The organism is Microbacterium lemovicicum, assembly GCF_003991875.1.
GTDB lineage: Bacteria > Actinomycetota > Actinomycetes > Actinomycetales > Microbacteriaceae > Microbacterium > Microbacterium lemovicicum.
In genome coordinates this window covers 2,681,038-2,699,255 of sequence record NZ_CP031423.1, presented here as the reverse complement: position 1 = coordinate 2,699,255, position 18,218 = coordinate 2,681,038, and the positions used below count along the sequence as shown (strand labels likewise).

Annotated in this window: 15 protein-coding genes; 10 read left to right on the top strand and 5 right to left on the bottom strand. The window is 72.0% G+C overall.

From position 1 onward, the window contains the following. Position 1 precedes the first annotated feature (1 nt). From modA to moaA, 4 genes are all read left to right on the top strand, one after another. Positions 2-811 carry a molybdate ABC transporter substrate-binding protein gene (gene modA, locus CVS47_RS12600; protein WP_241240148.1) on the top strand — a complete coding sequence of 270 codons (810 nt, stop codon included), beginning with the start codon at positions 2-4 and terminating at the stop codon, positions 809-811. Between the two features lie 43 nt (positions 812-854). After that, a complete protein-coding gene (locus tag CVS47_RS12595) occupies positions 855-1,667 on the top strand; it encodes an ABC transporter permease (protein WP_127096389.1) in 813 nt (270 codons plus the stop codon). Next, positions 1,664-2,821, top strand: a complete 1,158-nt coding sequence (locus tag CVS47_RS12590; RefSeq protein WP_127096388.1) for an ABC transporter ATP-binding protein — start codon at positions 1,664-1,666, stop codon at positions 2,819-2,821. Before CVS47_RS12595 ends, CVS47_RS12590 begins: the two co-directional genes overlap by 4 nt. Positions 2,822-2,956: 135 nt before the next feature. After that, positions 2,957-4,024: a GTP 3',8-cyclase MoaA gene (gene moaA / locus CVS47_RS12585; protein WP_378790317.1), complete on the top strand. Its 1,068-nt coding sequence runs from the start codon at positions 2,957-2,959 to the stop codon at positions 4,022-4,024. A 39-nt stretch (positions 4,025-4,063) separates the two neighbouring features. On the opposite strand, the gene CVS47_RS12580 is transcribed toward moaA, so the two are convergent. Continuing rightward, positions 4,064-5,455: a D-alanyl-D-alanine carboxypeptidase family protein gene (locus tag CVS47_RS12580; protein ID WP_127096387.1), complete on the bottom strand. Its 1,392-nt coding sequence runs from the start codon at positions 5,453-5,455 to the stop codon at positions 4,064-4,066. A 164-nt stretch (positions 5,456-5,619) separates the two neighbouring features. Between CVS47_RS12580 and CVS47_RS12575 the strand changes: the two genes are divergently transcribed. The 3 genes from CVS47_RS12575 to CVS47_RS12565 all read left to right on the top strand — a co-directional run bounded on the left by CVS47_RS12575 (position 5,620) and on the right by CVS47_RS12565 (position 8,862). After that, positions 5,620-6,234, top strand: a complete 615-nt coding sequence (locus CVS47_RS12575; RefSeq protein ID WP_127096386.1) for a hypothetical protein — start codon at positions 5,620-5,622, stop codon at positions 6,232-6,234. Positions 6,235-6,284: 50 nt separating this feature from the next. Beyond that, positions 6,285-7,355, top strand: a complete 1,071-nt coding sequence (locus tag CVS47_RS12570) for a spore photoproduct lyase family protein (protein ID WP_127096385.1) — start codon at positions 6,285-6,287, stop codon at positions 7,353-7,355. Positions 7,356-7,470: 115 nt separating this feature from the next. Beyond that, the gene (locus tag CVS47_RS12565; protein ID WP_127096384.1) at positions 7,471-8,862 is read left to right on the top strand and encodes an FAD-binding oxidoreductase; all 1,392 of its coding nucleotides are present in this window, start codon (positions 7,471-7,473) and stop codon (positions 8,860-8,862) included. A 42-nt stretch (positions 8,863-8,904) separates the two neighbouring features. On the opposite strand, the gene treS is transcribed toward CVS47_RS12565, so the two are convergent. Then, positions 8,905-11,172, bottom strand: a complete 2,268-nt coding sequence (treS, locus tag CVS47_RS12560; protein WP_127096383.1) for a maltose alpha-D-glucosyltransferase — start codon at positions 11,170-11,172, stop codon at positions 8,905-8,907. Positions 11,173-11,426: 254 nt separating this feature from the next. On the opposite strand from treS, the gene CVS47_RS12555 reads away from it, so the two are divergent. Next, positions 11,427-11,768 carry a sugar ABC transporter ATPase gene (locus CVS47_RS12555; protein ID WP_127096382.1) on the top strand — a complete coding sequence of 114 codons (342 nt, stop codon included), beginning with the start codon at positions 11,427-11,429 and terminating at the stop codon, positions 11,766-11,768. 7 nt (positions 11,769-11,775) lie between these two features. Here the strand turns inward: CVS47_RS12555 and CVS47_RS12550 are convergent, their stop codons facing one another. The 3 genes from CVS47_RS12550 to CVS47_RS12540 all read right to left on the bottom strand — a co-directional run bounded on the left by CVS47_RS12550 (position 11,776) and on the right by CVS47_RS12540 (position 15,576). Beyond that, complete coding sequence (locus CVS47_RS12550) at positions 11,776-12,945, bottom strand: ROK family transcriptional regulator (protein WP_127096381.1); 1,170 nt, start codon at positions 12,943-12,945, stop codon at positions 11,776-11,778. Between the two features lie 118 nt (positions 12,946-13,063). Continuing rightward, on the bottom strand, positions 13,064-14,104 hold the full coding sequence (locus tag CVS47_RS12545) for an ABC transporter permease (RefSeq protein WP_127096380.1): 1,041 nt from the start codon (positions 14,102-14,104) through the stop codon (positions 13,064-13,066). Continuing rightward, positions 14,101-15,576, bottom strand: coding sequence for a sugar ABC transporter ATP-binding protein (locus CVS47_RS12540; protein WP_127097358.1), 1,476 nt, complete (start codon positions 15,574-15,576; stop codon positions 14,101-14,103). Before CVS47_RS12540 ends, CVS47_RS12545 begins: the two co-directional genes overlap by 4 nt. A gap of 312 nt (positions 15,577-15,888) precedes the next feature. Between CVS47_RS12540 and CVS47_RS12535 the strand changes: the two genes are divergently transcribed. Together CVS47_RS12535 and CVS47_RS12530 are read left to right on the top strand one after the other, a co-directional pair. After that, positions 15,889-16,938, top strand: a complete 1,050-nt coding sequence (locus CVS47_RS12535) for a substrate-binding domain-containing protein (protein ID WP_127096379.1) — start codon at positions 15,889-15,891, stop codon at positions 16,936-16,938. Positions 16,939-17,002: 64 nt separating this feature from the next. Beyond that, on the top strand, positions 17,003-18,163 hold the full coding sequence (locus CVS47_RS12530; RefSeq protein ID WP_241240147.1) for a Gfo/Idh/MocA family protein: 1,161 nt from the start codon (positions 17,003-17,005) through the stop codon (positions 18,161-18,163). Positions 18,164-18,218 lie beyond the last annotated feature (55 nt).

Genomic DNA, 18,218 nt, shown 5'->3' with positions numbered 1-18,218 from the left:
CGTGCGCAGACCGATCACCCTGATCGCCGCGGCCGCGGCATCCGTTCTGCTCCTCTGCGGGTGCGCGTCGGGTGCGGCCGCCCCTGCCGAGGCGAGCGCGACCGCGTCGCCGAGTGCGACGGCATCCTCCTCCCTCTCCGGGGAGCTGACGGTCTACGCCGCGGCGTCTCTCGGCGCCGCGTTCGACGAGATCGCGTCGGCGTTCGCGGCGGAGAACCCCGGGGTGGACGTGCGTCCGGTCGTCTACGACGGGTCGAGCACGCTGGCCACGCAGATCGTCGAAGGCGCGTCGGCCGACGTCTTCGCGTCGGCGGACGAGAAGAACATGACGAAGGTCGCCGACGCCGACCTCATCGCGGGCTCGGCCGAGCTCTTCGCGACCAACACGCTCGTCATCGCCGTGCCGGCCGGCAACCCCGCTGACATCGACGATCTGGCAGACCTCGCGCGCCCGGGGGTGTCGGTCGTGCTGTGCGCGGCGGAGGTGCCGTGCGGCGCCGCATCGCAGACGCTGCTGACCACCCAGAACGTCGCGGTCACCCCGGTCAGCTCGGAGCAGAACGTGAAGGCGGTGCTGACCAAGGTCGCGGCCGACGAGGCGGATGCCGGACTCGTCTACGCCACCGACGTGATCGGGGACGCCGATGTCGAGTCGATCGTGCCGGAGGGCGCGGACGACGTCGTGAACCGCTACCCGGTGGCCGCGCTGTCGGGCTCGGCGAACCCGGAGGCGGCCGCCGCGTTCGCCGCGTTCGTCACCGGGCCGGAGGGCCGGGCCATCCTCGCGGAGCTCGGATTCGGGGCACCGTGAGGCGGGCCCGCCGTCGAGCCGGCCGCGATAGCGTCGGGACCTGATGAGCGCAGCGCGCGAGACCCGGGGGTTCGTCCCGCCGGTGCTGGCCGTGCCCGCCGTCGTGGGGCTCGCCCTCCTCGTCGTCCCGCTCGGCGCGCTCGTCGCCCGCGTGGAGTGGTCGACGCTGTGGGCGGACATCACCGCACCGGCCGCGGTGGACGCCCTGTGGCTGTCGGTGCGCACCGGTGTGGTCGCCACCGCGATCTGCCTCCTGCTCGGCGTGCCGCTCGCGCTGCTGATCGCGCGCAGCGGCCCACGGGTCGCGGGTCTGCTGCGCGCGCTCGTGACCGTGCCGCTCGTGCTGCCGCCCATGGTCGGGGGAGTGGCGCTGCTCTATCTCTTCGGACGGAACGGGGCGCTCGGGCAGCTGCTGGACATGTGGTTCGGCATCCGCGTGCCCTTCACCACCCCCGCCGTCGTGCTCGCCCAGACCTTCGTCGCGCTGCCGTTCCTCGTGCTCGCTGTGGAGGGATCGCTGCGCACCTCCGGCGTCGCCTACGAGCGCACCGCGGCGACCCTCGGCGCCGGACGCTGGCGCATCCTGTGGCGCATCACCCTCCCGCTCGCGGCCCCCGGCCTCGTGGCCGGCACTGTGCTCTGCTTCGCCCGGGCGATCGGAGAGTTCGGCGCGACCGCCCTGTTCGCGGGCAACGCACCCGGCGTGACGCAGACGATGCCGCTGGCGATCTACACGGCCTTCAACGGCTCCGGCGTCGGGCAGGGCACCGCCGTCGCGCTGAGCCTGCTGCTGCTGGTGACCGCGCTCACCGTGCTCCTGCTCGTGCGCGCCTGGCGTCCGGGGGCGGCCCGATGAGCGGCGCGGCGCTGTCGGCGCACGTCGTCGTGGAGCGTCCCGGCTTCCGCCTCGACGTCGAGCTGCACCTCGAGCCCGGCGAGGTCGTGGCCGTGATGGGCCCGAGCGGCGCAGGGAAGTCGACGCTCCTCGGCGCGATCGCCGGTCTCGTCCGCCCGACCTCGGGCGAGGTGTCGATCGGCGGCGGCGTCGTCGCCTCCGCCCGCCGGTCCACGCCGCCGGCCCGACGCGGCGCCGTGCTCCTCGGGCAGGAGCCGCGGCTCTTCCCGCACCTGTCGGCCCGCGCGAATGTCGCCTTCGGCCTCCGCGCGCAGGGTCTGTCGCGATCCGACGCGGACCGCGACGCCGACGAGTGGCTGTGGCGGGTCGGGCTCCCCGGCTCCGGGGATCGTCGTCCCGCCGAGCTGTCGGGCGGTCAGCAGCAGCGCGTCGCGGTCGCCCGCGCGCTCGCCGTGCAGCCGCGGGTGCTGCTGCTGGACGAGCCGCTGACCTCGCTCGACCCCGAGACCGCCGGCGACCTCCGCGCGATGGTCGCGGAGCAGCTCGCTCACGCGCACGCGACCGCTGTCGTCGTGACCCACGATGTGGTGGATGCCGCGGCGATGGCCGGCCGCCTCGCCGTGCTCGAGGCGGGTCGTGTGGTGCAGGAGGGAACGGTGCGGGCGGTCCTCGCCGCCCCGGCGACGCGGTTCGTCGCGGCGCTGGCCGGGGTCAACCGCGTCGAGGGCGCCCTCCGCGACGGGCGGTGGCACGCCACGTTCCCCGCCGGTGACGTCGTGTTGAGCGGGACGGTGGCTGCAGCATCCGCTCCCGGCGTCCCTTCCGCGGGTGCGTCGGGTCTGCCCGACGGGACGCCCGTCGCGGCGACGTTCCGCCCGTCCGACGTGCGGCTCACGACCATCACGGACAGCACGTGGACCGGCGTCCTGCGCCGCGCGGAGCTCGAGCGGCCCGTACCGGGTGAGTGGAGTGCCCGCGTCGCGCGGCTCGAGCAGCTGCCCGGCGCGGTGCGCGTGCACACCGCCGAGCCGGCCGTCGCCGTCGACGTCGCGGTCGACGAGGCGGCCGAGCTCGGCCTGCGCCCCGGCTCCACCGTGCGGCTGCACGTGCGAGAGCGCCACGTGCGGCTCCAGCCGCTCCGCGCTGCGGGCTGACCCCGCCGTCGGACGCGGTCAACCGCGGGCTGAGGCGGCGCGATCCCGCAGCCGCCGGCAGCCGGAAGGCCCGGACCGCCCGCCGCGCGGTTACGCTCGGGACATGGGTTCGCGTCGCAGAGCGGGGGACCGGTCGTGACGGCCGTTCCCGTCATGCTCGGCGTGCGCCCGCCGGTGGGCGTCCCGAGCGGAGCGCCCGGCGACCCGCTCGTCGACACCCACGGCCGCGTCCACCGCGATCTGCGGGTCTCGCTGACCGACCGCTGCTCGCTGCGCTGCACTTACTGCATGCCCGAGCAGGGCAACGAGTGGCTGGCCCGCTCCAGCATCCTGACGCTCGACGAGATCGAGCGGATCGCGCGCGTCGCCGCCGCGGCCGGTGTGTCGACGTTCCGCCTCACCGGCGGCGAGCCCCTGCTGCGGACGGACATCGTCGAGGTCGTGCGTCGTCTCTCGGCGATCTCGTCCCCGTCCGGCCCCGTGCAGCTGGCCATGACCACCAACGGCATCAAGCTCGCCGAGAAGCTCCCGGCGCTCGTCGACGCGGGCCTCAACCGCCTCAACATCAGCATCGACACCCTCGACCGTGCGCGCTTCCACGAGCTCACGCGGCGGGATCGCATCGACGAGGTCTTCGAGGGCATCGCGGCGGCCGCGGCATCCGGTCTGCGTCCTCTCAAGCTCAACACCGTGGCCATGCGCGGCGTGAACGACGACGAACTCGCCGACCTCGTGCAGTTCGCCGTCGACCACGGCGCCGAGCTCCGCTTCATCGAGCAGATGCCGCTCGACGCCGGACACACGTGGGATCGCGCGCAGATGGTGACGCGGGAGGAGATCCTCGCGGCGCTCGCGGCCCGCTGGCAGCTCACGCCGATCCCCGGCCGCGGCGGCGCCCCCGCCGAACGATGGACGCTCGACGGCGGCCCGCACACCGTCGGCGTGATCGCGTCGGTGACGGCACCGTTCTGCGGCGACTGCGACCGGCTCCGCCTCACGGCCGACGGTCAGCTGCGCAACTGCCTCTTCTCGACGACCGAGTACGACCTCGTGCCGATCCTGCGCGACGGCGATGCCGCGGCGATCGACGACCGGATCGACGGGATGCTGCGCTCCTGCGTGCACGGGAAGCTTCCGGGCCACGCGATCAACGACCCGGGGTTCCTCCAGCCCGCGCGCGGCATGAACGCCATCGGCGGCTGAGACCGCCGCAGCGACCGGTCGGACCGGGGCGGCGACCGCTCAGCCCGGCGGCGGGTCCCAGGGCAGGCCGAGCTCCGACGGGTGCGTCAGCCGCCACCACTCGGTGGGCGGCTCGATCTCGCCCTCGACCTCGACGACGGAGGTCGCGGTGTTCGGTCCGGCGGTCCAGGTCATCACGCCCACCTCTTCGCCGTCGCGAAAGGTCACGGGCGCGGTCGTCGACAGCGACGCGACGATGGGGGTGTCGGACCACGTCAGCACCGAGGCCGCATCGCGCAGCACGAGGGTCGCCGACGCGCCCCACGCGGTCGTGAAAGCACCGATCTCCTGGCCCGCGGCCGACACCGGAATGTCGTGGAACCCGGAGCGGATGCTGCTCAGCAGCGCGATGACGTCGGCGTTCGTCGAGTCGCGGGTCGCGCCGCCCATCCTGATCCCGGTCACCTGCAGCGGTGCGCCGATGCCGACGTCGAGCGACGCGGTGAACAGCAGGTTGTAGGAGCCCAGACCGAACGTGCCCGTTTTCAGGCCGGTGACGCCCTCTCGGCCGAGGAGGGAGTTGGTGTTGACCATGAAGCCCGGCCCCTGGAGCGCGAGCGTTCCGGTCGACGCGATCCGGGAGATCACCGGGTTCGCCGCGGCGAGCCTGCCGATCGCGATCAGTTCGCTGGGTCGGCTCGTGTTGTCGGGGCTCAGCCCCGTCGGCTCGACGATGGTCGTGCCCGTGAGGCCCTGCTCGTCGAGCCAGGCGCGTGCGGCGTCGACGAAGGCGCCCTGCGATCCGAAGACCCAGCGCGACACCGCGTCGGCGTAGTTGCTCGCCGAGGGGATGAGCATCGTCGCGAGCGCATCGTGCAGTGAGAGCGTGCTGCCGGTCGGCATCGGGGCGATCGTCGCGCCCTGCACGTAGTACTCGTCGTAGAGGTCGTGGTCGGCCTTGGTGAACGTGATGGTCGGTCCCGGGTCGTCGGAGCCGGCGAGCGGGATCGCGTCCAGGATGACCATCGCGGTGACGAGCTTCGTGATGCTCGCGATCGGCCGCGGGTCATCGCCCCCGGTCGCGGCCCAGATGCCTGCCGCGGTGTCGCCGAGGTACGCCTCGCCGCCGCTGACGCTGATCGCGGTCGCGCCCTCGGCGGGCAGCGTCAGCGCGACCGGAGCGGCGGCGGCCGCCTGGGGGGTGCTCATCGTCCCGACGGGAGCGGCGACCGGTGCGTTCAGCGCCCAGGCCGTATAGGTCACCGGTGCCCCGACGAGCACGAGCAGCAGCACCGCGGCGATGATCCAGCCGCGCCGCCGACGCGCGCGCCGGCGTCGCGGGTCATCGGCCCACTCCCCGTCCGCGGGCGGATTCGGCGGTTCGCGCATCAGATCGGCGAACGCATCGACGCCATCGGAGAGATCGGATGCCGCATCCTCGCGCCCGCTCATCCCTGCTCCCCGTCCGTCGCCTGCGTCCATCCTGCACGACCCTCGTCCGGCTCCCGACGTCCGGCCCGCGTCCCGCCCGGCGGCGAGTAGGGCGTCGGGCGGCCCCGGGTCAACCCCGCGACGGAGATTGGATCCCGCGACCGGCCTGCCTCTACGGTGACAGCATGTCCCGCATCGCCCGAACCTCCGCCCTTCCCGTCTTCGCCCTGACCGCCGTCCTCGCCCTCGCCGGCTGCGCCGGCCCGGCCGCCACCACCGCCCCCGACGAGGCGGCACCCCAGGAGTCCGCCTCGCAGGAGTCGGCCGCACCCGCGACCGAGGCTCCCGACGCCTCGGGCACCACCATCACGGGCGACGGCTACAGCTACACGGCGCCCGAGGGCTGGGAGGACGCCAAGGACCAGGCCGGCGCCACCGGAGCCGACTCGCTCGCCGCCGACCTCACCGACACCGACGGCTTCTCCGACAACGTCAACGTCATCAAGAGCCCGGCCGGCGAGATCTCCGCCGATGACGTCGAGACGCTCGGCGTGCAGGAGCTCGAGGGCGCGGGCGCCACCGACGTGCAGGTGCTCGATCGCGAGAACGTCGCCGGCTCGGAGTCCGCGCACCTCACCGCGCTGTTCAGCTCGGAGGGCGCCGAGTACCGGATCGACCAGTACTACCTCACCAACGACGGTCAGACCTACGTCGTGACCTTCTCCTTCAGCACGACGGTCGAGGAGTCGCAGCGCACCGAGGTCGCCGATTCGGTCCTGTCCACCTGGACCTGGGCGTAAGCCGCACTCTCCCCGGGGCGGATGTCGGAGGGGGCGGGTAGACAGGAAGGATGTCTGTCACCCGCTCCACCCTGCTGCAGGTGACCCGCATCTATGCGGAGGACGCCGCTCTCGAACTGCCCCGCGGGCAGGAGATCGTCGCCCGCTGGCCCGCCGCCGACATCGTGCCGGTCGCGTCCCACTGGCAGATCCCCGAGGTGCACGGCGACGAGGCCAATGTCGCCCGCTGGGTGCGCATCAAGACGCAGGCTCTCGTCCTCGGTGTGAAGAAGAGCCTGGTCACCAGGCCGAACGGACGGTCGGCCGACTTCATCGCGCCGAGCACGGCCAACGGCTGCGCGATGGCGTGCGCCTATTGCTACGTGCCGCGGCGCAAGGGCTACAGCAACCCCGTGACGGTGTTCGCGAACATCGAGCAGATCTCGCGGCACCTCGCGCGCCACATCGCGAAGCAGGGCGTGAAGACGGAGCCGACGCAGTGCGATCCGGAGGCGTGGGTCTACGACATCGGTGAGAACAGCGACTGCTCGGTCGACGCCCTCCTGAGCGAGAACGTCCGCGACCTCTGCGATCTGTTCCGCATGACCCCGACCGCCAAGGCGTCCTTCGCGACCAAGTTCGTCAACCGCGACCTGCTGGAGTGGGACCCCGCCGGCCGCGTGCGCATCCGCTTCTCCCTGATGCCGGCCGCCGTCGCGAAGGTCACCGACCTGCGCACGTCGCCGATGGCCGAGCGCATCGCCGCGATCAACGACTTCGTCGAGGCGGGCTACGAGGTGCACGTCAACTTCTCGCCCGTCATCCTCACGCCCGACTGGATCGGCGAGTGGACGGAGCTCTTCGCGCAGCTGGATGCCGCGCTCAGCGCGCGCGCGAAGGCTCAGCTCGCCTGCGAGGTCATCTTCCTGACCCACAACGAGCAGCTGCACGACGTGAACCTCGGATGGCATCCGACGGCGGAGGAGCTGCTCTGGACGCCGGAGAACCAGGAGACGAAGCTCTCGCAGAACGGCGGGGTCAACGTGCGCTACCGCTACGGACTCAAGAGCCGGGCCGTGGCGCAGCTCGAGGGCCTCATCGCGCGCCACCTCCCGTACTGCCGCGTGCGCTACGCCTTCTGAGCGCCGGCGGTGATGCAGGACCCAGGCCCATGGCCTTCGTCCGCTGCTCGGCGCACCCTGGGATCACCTCCGCCTCGACACCCGAGAGGACGGAACCCGACGTGGGAGACCCGACATGACCGCCATCGACACCGCCGACACCGATACCCGCCTCCGACGCGTGCGGGAGGCGCTCGGCGACCGACTCGTCACTGCGACCGACGCCGGATACGACGAGCTCCGCACCCCGTGGAACGTGGCGATCGATCAGCGACCTCTCGCCGTCGTCCGGCCCGAGAGCACGCGGGAGGTCATCGACGTCGTCCGCGCGGCGTCCGCGGCGGGCCTGCGCGTCGCACCGCAGGCGACGGGCCACATGGCGGCCGGGCTGAGCGCCACGGATCTGTCCGAGGTGATCCTCGTCGACATGTCCGCCCTGCGATCGGTCACCGTCGATCCGACCGGGCGCACGGCCCGCATCGACGGGGGTGCGACCTGGAACGACGTGCTGGCGCAGACCGCCCCGCACGGTCTCACGGCACTCCACGGCAGCGCCGGGAGCGTCGGCGTGGTCGGCTATCTCCTCGGCGGCGGTCTGTCGTTCTACGGCCGGGCGCACGGGCTCGCCGTGGGCGACGTGCGGGCGATCGAGGTCGTCACCGCCGACGGCAGCCTGCACCGCGCCGGACCCGACGAGGACGCGGAGCTCTTCTGGGCGCTGCGCGGCGGATCGGGGGCCTTCGGCGTGGTCGTGGCCCTCACGATCTCCCTCCGGCCGCTCGCCACGGTCGTCGCAGGCATGCTCCTGTGGGACGCCTCCCGCGCCGACGAGGTGACGCGCGCGTGGTCGGCGTGGACCCGCACGGCACCCGACGAGGCCACCACCGCCCTGCGCATCATGAACTTCCCGCCGATGCCGGACCTGCCGCCGTTCCTCTCGGGACGGTCGGTGGTGGTCATCGACGGCGCCATCCTGGGATCGGATGCCGCGGCATCCGCTCTTCTCGGCCCCCTCCGCGCCCTCGCGCCCGAGGTGGACACGTTCGCGCGCATCCCGTCCGCCGACCTCATCGGCGTGCACATGGACCCGCCGGGACCGGCGCCGGCGGTGACGGCGCACTCGGTGCTGGACGGGCTCCCCGCCGCCGCGGCCGACGCGTTCGTGGAGGCAGGATCGATCCCGGGGATCTTCGTGAGCGAGCTGCGACACATCGGCGGGGCGTTCGCGCAGAGCCCGGCCGGCGGCGGTGCGGTGGCCAGCCTGCCGGGGGAGTACATCATGCACACGATCGCGATCGTGCCCGCGCCGGAGATGGCGTCTCCCCTGACGACGGCCGTGCGGGAGGGAGTGGGCCTGCTCGACCGCTGGCGGATCGACGCGCTCGCCCTCACCTTCATCGACGCGCCTGACGAGGATCGCGCCCTCGGGTTCGGTCCGGCGGCACGCCGCCTGCAGACGCTGAAGGGCATCCTCGATCCGGGCGACCTGTTCGTCGCGGGCAACCCCGTCGCGCAGCCGCGGAGGTGAGCGGACGTCTCCGCCACCCGTGCGGGTGGCGGAGACGAGGGCTCAGGCGGTGGGGATGATGTGGATGGCGCGGGTGACCGGGTGCAGCTCCTCGGGCTCGGGCGCCTCGAAGATCAGGAAGCGGCCTTCGTAGGGGCCGAGCTGTAGCGGGAAGCTCTGCAGATCGTCCACGCGGCCGACCGATTCGCCGCTCTCCGCGTCGATCACGCCGCTGCGCGGGACGAGCGAGTCGGAGCGCACGGTGCCGTCGATCGTCTCGGGGGAGAAGTTGAGCACCGTGATCTGCAGCGGCGCATCCTCGAGCGCGGCGTCGCCGCCGTCCAGACGGTGCACCATCACCAGCATGCTGGGGTGGGCCACCTGGGGGATGTCGACCTGCGTCGCCACGGCGATCCCGTGGGCGCGGCGGACATCGAGCACGTGCCGGAGGCCGGACGCGAACGAGTGCGGGTCCTCGAGCTGCGCGGGCAGGGCGCCGTAGAGGGCGCGGGCCCGCGGCATCCCGGCAGCCGACCGCGTCGCGTCCGGATCGACGTCGAGCAGATCGTGCGCGCCGCGCTCGATCCACCGGGTGTCGCCGGTCGCGATCAGCGAGCGCACCTCTTCGGCCGGGAGCGTCAGCGAACCGGTGAGGTCCCACCCGGACAGAGCGAACACGCCGGGCTGCCACGCGTTGTAGCGGGCCAGCAGGAGGTGGGCGTCACGGATGCTCGCGGCATCCTCGTCGGTGATGTCGTCCAGCGTCGCGCGACCCTGCGACGCGGCGATCAGCGACGCGGTCGTGCACGCGATGCCGTTCTGCGTGAACACCAGGTTGTAGTCGGCGCCGACCGTGAGCACCTCGGTGAGCTCGGCGCGGATATGCTGCGCCAGCTCGAGTCCGGTGACTTCGCCGTGGCGGAACTCGAACACGTCGTCGCGGTGCGTGGTCGCCCAGTGCACGAGCTCGTAGGTGAGCTCGTCGTGGTTCTGCAGGCCGTGCACGAGCTGCACCGGCTCGACCCCGGTGGCCAGCGACGTGTTCAGCGCGAGGCGCAGGAACTCGGTGCTGCCGGTGGCGAGGGCGTGGTGGTAGGCGGGGCGGGTGACGAAGTCGTACGAGAGGTCGGCGCCGACGGCGCCGGTGTCGCGGATGTCCTCCATCGTGAGGTTCAGCTCCTGGAAGGTGAACCCGCCGACCTTGCGCACCATGCCGGCGATGATGTGGTTCGCGGCCTGCGAGAGCGGGTGCCCCTCCGACCACGCCGGAAGCCCCTCGGTGCTCTTCTCCACGCCGAGGAAGCCGTTGGCGTCGAGGCGCAGCGCGCTCGTGCCCAGCTCGCCGAGGGAGTGCAGGGCATCGCCGATCACCAGGCGCATGCCCGAGAACGTCGGGTCGAGCCAGTTGATCGAGGGCTGGCCCTCCTTGAAGTAGTGCAGGTACACCCACCGGCGATCCTGACCGTCCGTGCCGGTGACGGCGGCGGTCGCGCTCCAGTTCGTCTCCTTGACGCCGGGCGTGTAGAAGATGACCCGCTGCAGCTCGCCGATGATGTAGCCGCGCTCGCTGAGCTCGCGCTCCTGGGCCGGGTCGAGGTTGACCGAGTCCCGGCCCTCCGGCACCTCCGGCAGGAGGTTCCAGTCCTCCGGCGGGATCTCGATCATGTGGTAGATGCCCGGGTAGTCCTTGTAGGCCATCTCGGCGAGGCGGAAGTCGGCGCCCTTGCCGGTGTGACCGGGCACGATGTCGTCGATGACGCTGCCGCCGTGCGAGTCGGCGACGTCGGCCAGTCGGCGGACGGCCGCCTCATCGCCGAAGTCGGGGTCGATCTGCGTGCTGATGCGGTCGAAGTGACCGTCGACGCTCGGGGTCTGCTGCCAGCCGGTGATGCCGCCGGCGCGCTTCACCGGACCGGTGTGCAGGCCGTTGATGCCGATCTTCTCGAACGCCTGCCAGAGACGGTCGTCGCCCAACGCCTGCAGGAAGGACTCGCCGGCGCGGGTGATGAGCGAGAGCGGATACGCGGTGAACCACACGTCGCTCGTCTCGATCGCGCGGCGCGCGTCGGGGCGGGCGTAGGGGTTGCGCCACATCGACGGCTGACCCGACAGCGTGCGCGCGAGCACGTCCGCATCCTTGAGCATCGACTGGCGCACGAGCCATTCGATGTAGGCGGGGTTCGTGCCGTTGGCCGTGCGGGGGTCGGAGACGAAGCGGCGGAGACTGCCGCTGCGCAGCTGATCCCGTGGGCGCAGCCGACGAGGTCGCGCGGGATAGCGCTGTTCGTCGTAGCTGATCTCACTCGGGTCGCGTTCGATCGGGGCGTCCAAAGAGGGTCCTCACCTGACGGGCGGATGGCGTTGTTCCGATGCTAGCCGCGCGTGCCGACCCGCGGTGTTCCGTTGACCGCCGGACCCGGGGCCGATAGGGACCTGGATCGATCGGCCGGAACAGATGGCGCAGGAGCCGGCGGCGTTCAGCCGTCGGCGGGAGGACGGCCCCTAGCGAGTCGGATGCGTCGCCGCAAGCGCCTCCGGCGGGACGATGTCGGGGCGGAGGCTGGGAGCCGACGAAAGGACCACCCATGAGCACCCCCGACGATGACGCCCCCGTGACCGTCACCGATGACGTCCTGCCCCAGCCCCTCCGCGACGGCGACACGTCCGTGACCGCCGACCCCGCCGACGACCCGGCACAGGCGGAGTGGGACCGCACGACCGCCCTCGATGAGGGAGCCTCGCCCGACGAGCTGGACGGGGTGACCGGGACGGGTGACGACCCCGACCAGATCCCCTCGGACGACGACCAGATCCCCGCCGCCGATCTGCCGGCCGACGTCTACCTGCCCGAGACGCAGGGCGACGATCCGGTCGTGGCCGAACTCGGCGAGGACGGCGAAGGCGACCTGTCGCCCGAAGACCTCTGAGGCCGGTTCAGGCACCGACGAACAGCGCGCCGTGCGAGAGGGCGTGGTCGATCGCCAGGCCGCTCGCTCCTCGCACGGCCGCGCGCTCGGCGGCCGAGGACTGCACGATCGAGAGATGCTCGGTCGCCAGCGGGGTCGAGCGCGTGTAGACGACCTCGCGCACCCCCGCGATGAGGTGCTCCCCGACGCGGGCCATGGAGCCGCCGATCGCGATGACGGACGGGTTCATCAGGCTGACGCAGGCCGTCAGCACCTCGCCGATGTCGCGCCCCGCCTGGCGGACGGCCTGGATCGCGTCGATGTTGCCGTGTTTGACGAGGTCGACGACGTCGTCCCCGTCCGCCGCGGGAACACCGGCCGCGGTGAGCGCCCGCGCGATGGCGGGGCCCGAGGCGAGGGCCTCGAGGCAGCCGCGGTTGCCGCACGGGCAGGGCACGTCCGCCCCGCGGGCGACGCGGACGTGGCCGATGTCTCCCGCGACGCCCTGCGCACCGCGCTGCAGCTCGCCCGCGGAGATGACGCCCGCCCCGATGCCGGTCGCGACCTTCACGAACATCATGTTGTCGGTGGTGGGCCACGCCGTGGCGCGCTCGCCCAGCACCATCACGTTCACGTCGTTGTCGACGAGCACCGGCACCTGCAGGTGCTGCTGCATCCACGACGGGATGTCGAAGCGGTCCCATCCGGGCATGATCGGCGGGTTCACCGGCTGCCCGGTGGAGTGCTCGACGGGCCCCGGCACCCCGATGCCCATCGCCACGAGGTCGGCGGCATCACGACCGGTCTCGGCGAGGAGACCCATCGCCGCTTCGGCCACCCACGTCAGCACCGGGACCGGCCCCTGCCGGATGTCGATCGACTCCTCGCGCTGGGCGAGGATCGCGCCGGAGAGGTCGGTGACGGCGATGGCGGCGTGCGACGCGCCGATGTCCGCGCCGATCACCAGGCGTGCCTGCGGGTTGAGGGCGAACTGCGACGGCGGGCGTCCTCCGGTGGAGGCGGCGTCGGCGACGGGTGTGATGAGGCCGGTGCGCATCAGCTCGTCGACCCGCGCGGCGATGGTGGATCTGGCGAGGCCGGTCGCCTTCGACAGCTCCGCGCGTGTGCGCGGCACCCCGTCGCGCAGCAGGTGGAAGAGCTCTCCCACCCCTCCGGGGGCCGCGGATGTCTCCGTCACAGTCGTCGCCACGGCTCAGTCAAACACGCGGAAACACGCAGAAGTGCCGCGACTTCTGACGAACCTGCTGTGAGTCAGGGGTGGTTCCGGCGAATGCGCCTGTGCCGCCGGCATCCGCTCATCCACGGGTCCCGCGGCGGGCGAAGCGCTGCTGCAGGAGCACGGCGACCACGATGATCACGCCCTTCGCGACGGCCTGCACCGAGGAGGAGAGGTTGTTCTGCACGAAGACGTTCTGCAGAGTGGCGAAGATCAGCACGCCGAACACGGTGCCGGTGATCGTGCCGCGGCCGCCGATGAGGAGAGTGCCGCCGACCACGACGGCCGCGATCGCGTCGAGCTCGAGGAGCGTGCCGTGGGTCGAGGTGCCGGCGGTGGTGCGGCCGAGGATCATCACGGCGGCGATGCCGGCGGTGAGCCCCGCGAGCACGTAGAGCCAGACGGTGTGACGGCGCACGTTGATGCCCGCGAGGCGGGCGGCTTCACGGTTGCCACCGATGGCGACGGTGCGGCGGCCGAAGGTCGTGCGGTTGAGGAGGATCCAGCCGGCGACGGAGACGAGCACGAAGATCCAGATGAGCACGTCGACGCCGAGGAAGTCGCTGTTGAAGAACGACACGAATCCGCGGTCCTCCACGACGAGCGTGCGGCGGTCGGCGAGGATCTCGGCGAGGCCGCGCGCGGCCACGAGCATGGCGAGGGTGGCCATGAAGGCGACCACCTTGCCGTAGGCGATGACGATGCCGTTGATCAGGCCGGCGAAGACGCCGACGGCGAGTGCGATGACGACCATCACGATCCAGTGCGTGTCATCGACGACGTCCTGGATGACGGCGAGGGTGGCCACCACGGAGGCGAGCCCCATCACGGCGCCCACCGAGAGGTCGATGCCGCCGGCGATGATGACGAAGGTCATGCCGATGCTGACGACGCCGATGATCGAGGCCTGGCGCAGGATGACGAGGATGTTCGGCACGCTCGTGAACGTGTCGCCGGCCGTCACCGCCCCGATGACGAAGATGAGGGCGAGCGCCAGGACGAGGCCCAGGTTGCGTCCGGCGGAGCCGGACAGCAGGCGCGACGCGGCGGACTTCCGATCGGACGGCTCCGGTGCGGACGCAGGAGCTGCGGCGGCGCGGGTGGTGGTCTGCTCGCTCACGCGGCAGCTCCTTTCATCACGAGGTCGAGCACGCCGTGCTCGTCGATCTGGCTGGCGGGGAGGGTGGTGAGCACGCGGCCCTCGGCGATGACGAGCACGGTGTCGGCGAGGCCGAGCACCTCGTCGATCTCGCTGGAGACGATGACGACCGCGTTGCCGGCGGCGGCGAGACGTCGGATCAGCGCGTAGATCTCGGTGCGCGCGCCGACGTCGACCCCGCGGGTCGGTTCGTCCAGCAGCAGCACCCGGGTGCCGTGCACGAGCCAGCGCGCCAGCAGGATCTTCTGCTGGTTGCCGCCGGACAGCGTGGCGGCGGCGCGGTCGGGGTCGGCGGGTCGCAGCTCGAGGGCCTCGATCTGCTCGCGCGAGACGGCGCGTTCGGCCCGTTCGTCGAGGAACCCGGCCTTCGCGAACCGCGCGACCGACGAGAGGGTGACGTTGACGAAGATCGGCTCCTCGAGGACGAGCCCCTGGCTCTTGCGCTCCTCGGGCGTCAGACCGACCCCCGCGGCGACGGCGGCCGTGACCGACCCGCGGCGCAGCGGCTCGCCGGCGACACGCACGGTGCCGGAGGTCGAGCGACGCGCTCCGTACACCGTCTCGAGGATCTCGGAGCGACCCGAGCCGACGAGCCCGGCCAGCCCCACGATCTCGCCGGCGCGCACGGAGAACGACACGTCCGCGAAGACGCCGGAGAGCGCCAGGCCGTCGACCTCGAGCATCGTCGGCGCGTCGGCGGGCACCGGGACGGCCGCGGGGAAGACGTTCTCCACGGTGCGGCCCGTCATCAGGCGGATGAGCTCGGATGTCGGGGTGTCGGCCACCGCGAGCCCGTTCGCCGTGCTGCGCCCGTCCTTCAGGACGGTGATCCGGTCGCCGATCTGCCGGATCTCCTCGAGGCGGTGGGTGATGTAGACGACGGCGATGCCCTGACCGGTGAGCTCGCGCACGACGGAGAAGAGGTTCTTGACCTCCTCGGTGTCGAGCACGGCCGACGGCTCGTCCATGATGATGAGCTTGATGTCGTGCGACAGCGCACGCGCCATGCTGACGATCTGCTTGTTCGCCGCGCTGAGGGATCCGACCTCGGTGTGGGGGGACAGGCTCGCGTGACCGAGGCGCTGCAGCAGCTCCCGCGTGCGGGCGGCCGCCTGGCTGCGCCGGCTGAAGCCCCCGCGCGCCAGCTCGTGGCCGAGGAAGATGTTCTCGGCGATGGTCAGGCCGTCCACGACGTCGAGCTCCTGGTACATCGTCGCGATGCCCAGCTCGATGCCCGCCTGCGGCGAGGGGATCTCGACCGTCTCGCCGTTCCAGGCGATCTCGCCGTCGTCGGGTCGGTGGACGCCGGCGAGCACCTTGATGAGCGTCGACTTGCCCGCGCCGTTCTGCCCGAGGATGCAGTGCACCTCGCCCGCGCGGACGCTCAGGTCGACTCCGCGGAGGGCGTGCACCCCGGCGAAGCTCTTGGTCACACCCCGGACGTCGAGTAACGCCGTGCCATGGTCATCTTTGATCACGACGTGACCATAACACGCGCTCAGCGGCCCCGTGGGGACGGATCCCCTCGGGTCTTCATCGTTGGAGGCCCGAAACGTGTCTCGCCGGACATCCGCGTGATTCCGCGCGAAAACCGGACACGGATCACTTTTGCGCCGACGACGACAAAAGACGACACTTCGGACACTCGTTCTGCTACGTTGACCCTGGCAGTGAGGCCGGACGGGCGTACGAGGCTCTCCCGAGGCACCGCGGCCGCTACCCGCATCAATTCGAGGAGGAATCACATGCGTTCACTGCGCACCCACCGCGCACGCGTCGTCGTCGCCGGAGTCGCGGCGCTGGCCGCCGTCGGCCTGCTGGCCGGCTGCACGGCCGGAAGCACCAGCGCCGAAGAGAGCGTCGACCAGGGCACCACCAGCGAGGAGAACGCCGCGACCGGAGACACGGTCACCATCGGCTTCTCCGGACCGGCCGCCGACCACGGCTGGCTCGGCGCCATCAACTCCGGCGCGCTGGCCGCCGCTGCGAAGTATCCCGACGTCACCCTGCAGGCCGCAGAGGGCACGAACGACGTCACCGCCCAGATCGCCGCCGTCGAGACCTTCATCAACGACAAGGTCGACGCGATCGTGCTGCTTCCGAGCGACGGCGCCGCCCTCACCGAGGTCGCGATCAAGGCGATGCAGGCCGGCATCCCGGTCATCAACGTCGACCGGGAGTTCAGCAGCCCGTTCGCCGCCCGCTCCACCGTTCTCGGCGACAACTACGGCATGGGCGTCAGCGCCGGCACCTACATCTGCGAGCAGCTCGGCGACAAGCCGGGCGCCGTCGTGGCGGAGATCGCGGGCATCGACTCCCTGCCGCTCACGCAGGACCGCTCGGCCGGGTTCAAGGACGCCCTGAGCGACTGCGGACTCGACGTCTCGGCCCGCGTCGCGGCCGACTTCACCGTGCAGGGCGGTGAGGCCGCGGCCTCGCAGCTGCTGTCGGCGAACCCGCAGATCGACGCGATCTGGAACCACGACGACGACCAGGGCATCGGAGTGCTCGCCGCCATCACCTCGGCGGGTCGCGACGAGTTCATCATGGTCGGCGGTGCCGGCTCGAAGAACGCCATGGAGGCCATCCAGGCCGACGACTCGGTGCTGAAGGCGACGATCATCTACCCGTCGACGCAGGCCGCCGACGGCATCGCGCTCGCGCGCCTCATCGCCCAGGGCAAGACGGCGAGCGACCTGATCACCCCGAGCGTGCCGAACCGCATCGTGCTGGACGCGCCCGTCGTGACCAAGGACAACGTCGCGGACTTCATCGACCTCGCGTTCGAGTCCTGATCCACCTGCGGGGCGCCCGTCCGGACAGGACGGGCGCCCCGCATCATCCCCGAGAGGAGCCCCGATGACCGACGAACTCCGCATCGCCATGATCGGACACGGCTTCATGGGCGCCGCCCATTCGCAGGGGTGGCGCGTGGCCCCCCGCTTCTTCGACCTCCCGCTCGAGCCGGTCATGCAGGTCGTGGTCGGCCGCGACGCCGACGGCGTCCGCGCCTCGGCGGCGAAGTGGGGCTGGGCCGAGTCCGCGACCGACTGGCGCGAGGTCATCGAGCGCCCCGACATCGACGTGGTCGACATCGTGACGCCCGGCGACACGCACGCCGAGATCGCGATCGCCGCTCTCCGCGCCGGCAAGCACGTCCTGTGCGAGAAGCCCCTCGCCAACACGGTGGCCGAGGCGCAGGAGATGACGGATGCCGCGGCCGCCGCATCCGGCGTGCGCGCCATGGTGGGCTTCACCTACCGCCGTGTGCCGGCGGCGACCTTCGCCCGTGACCTCGTGGCCGCCGGCCGCATCGGCGACATCCGCCAGGTGCGCGCCGAGTACCTCCAGGACTGGCTGTCCGACGCGGACGCGCCCCTCACCTGGCGCCTGCAGAAGGACCGCGCGGGCTCCGGCGCCCTCGGCGACATCGGCGCCCACGCCGCGGACCTCGCCGAGTACATCACCGGCCAGCGCCTCACCTCCGTCTCGGGCATCCTCGAGACCCTCGTCACCGAGCGCCCGCTGCTGGGCGAGGGGGTCGGCCTGTCGGGCACGGCCTCGTCCGAGCGCGGCGCCGTCACCGTCGACGACGTCGCCCTCTTCACCGGCCGGCTCGAGTCCGGTGCGCTCGCCTCCTTCGAGGCGACCCGCTTCCGCACGGGTCGCAAGAACGCGCTCCGCATCGAGGTGTCGGGATCGCTGGGCGCGCTGTCGTTCGACCTCGAGCGTCTCAACGAGCTGGAGCTCTACGACGCGACGCAGCCCGGCACCGAGCAGGGCTTCCGGCGCATCCTCGTGACCGAGCACGACCACCCCTACCTCTCCCCGTGGTGGCCGACGGGTCACATGCTCGGCTACGAGCACGGCTTCAGCCACCAGGTGCGCGATCTCGTCGTCGCCATCGCCGACGGGACGCAGCCCCGTCCGTCGTTCGCCGACGGCCTGCACGTGCAGCGGGTGCTCGACGCCGTGCAGCGCAGCTCCGGGGCCGGCAGCGCCTGGACGCCCGTCGACTGAGCGGCCGCGCCGCAGCATCCGCTCTCCTCATCTCTCCCCGCAATCGGAAGGAATC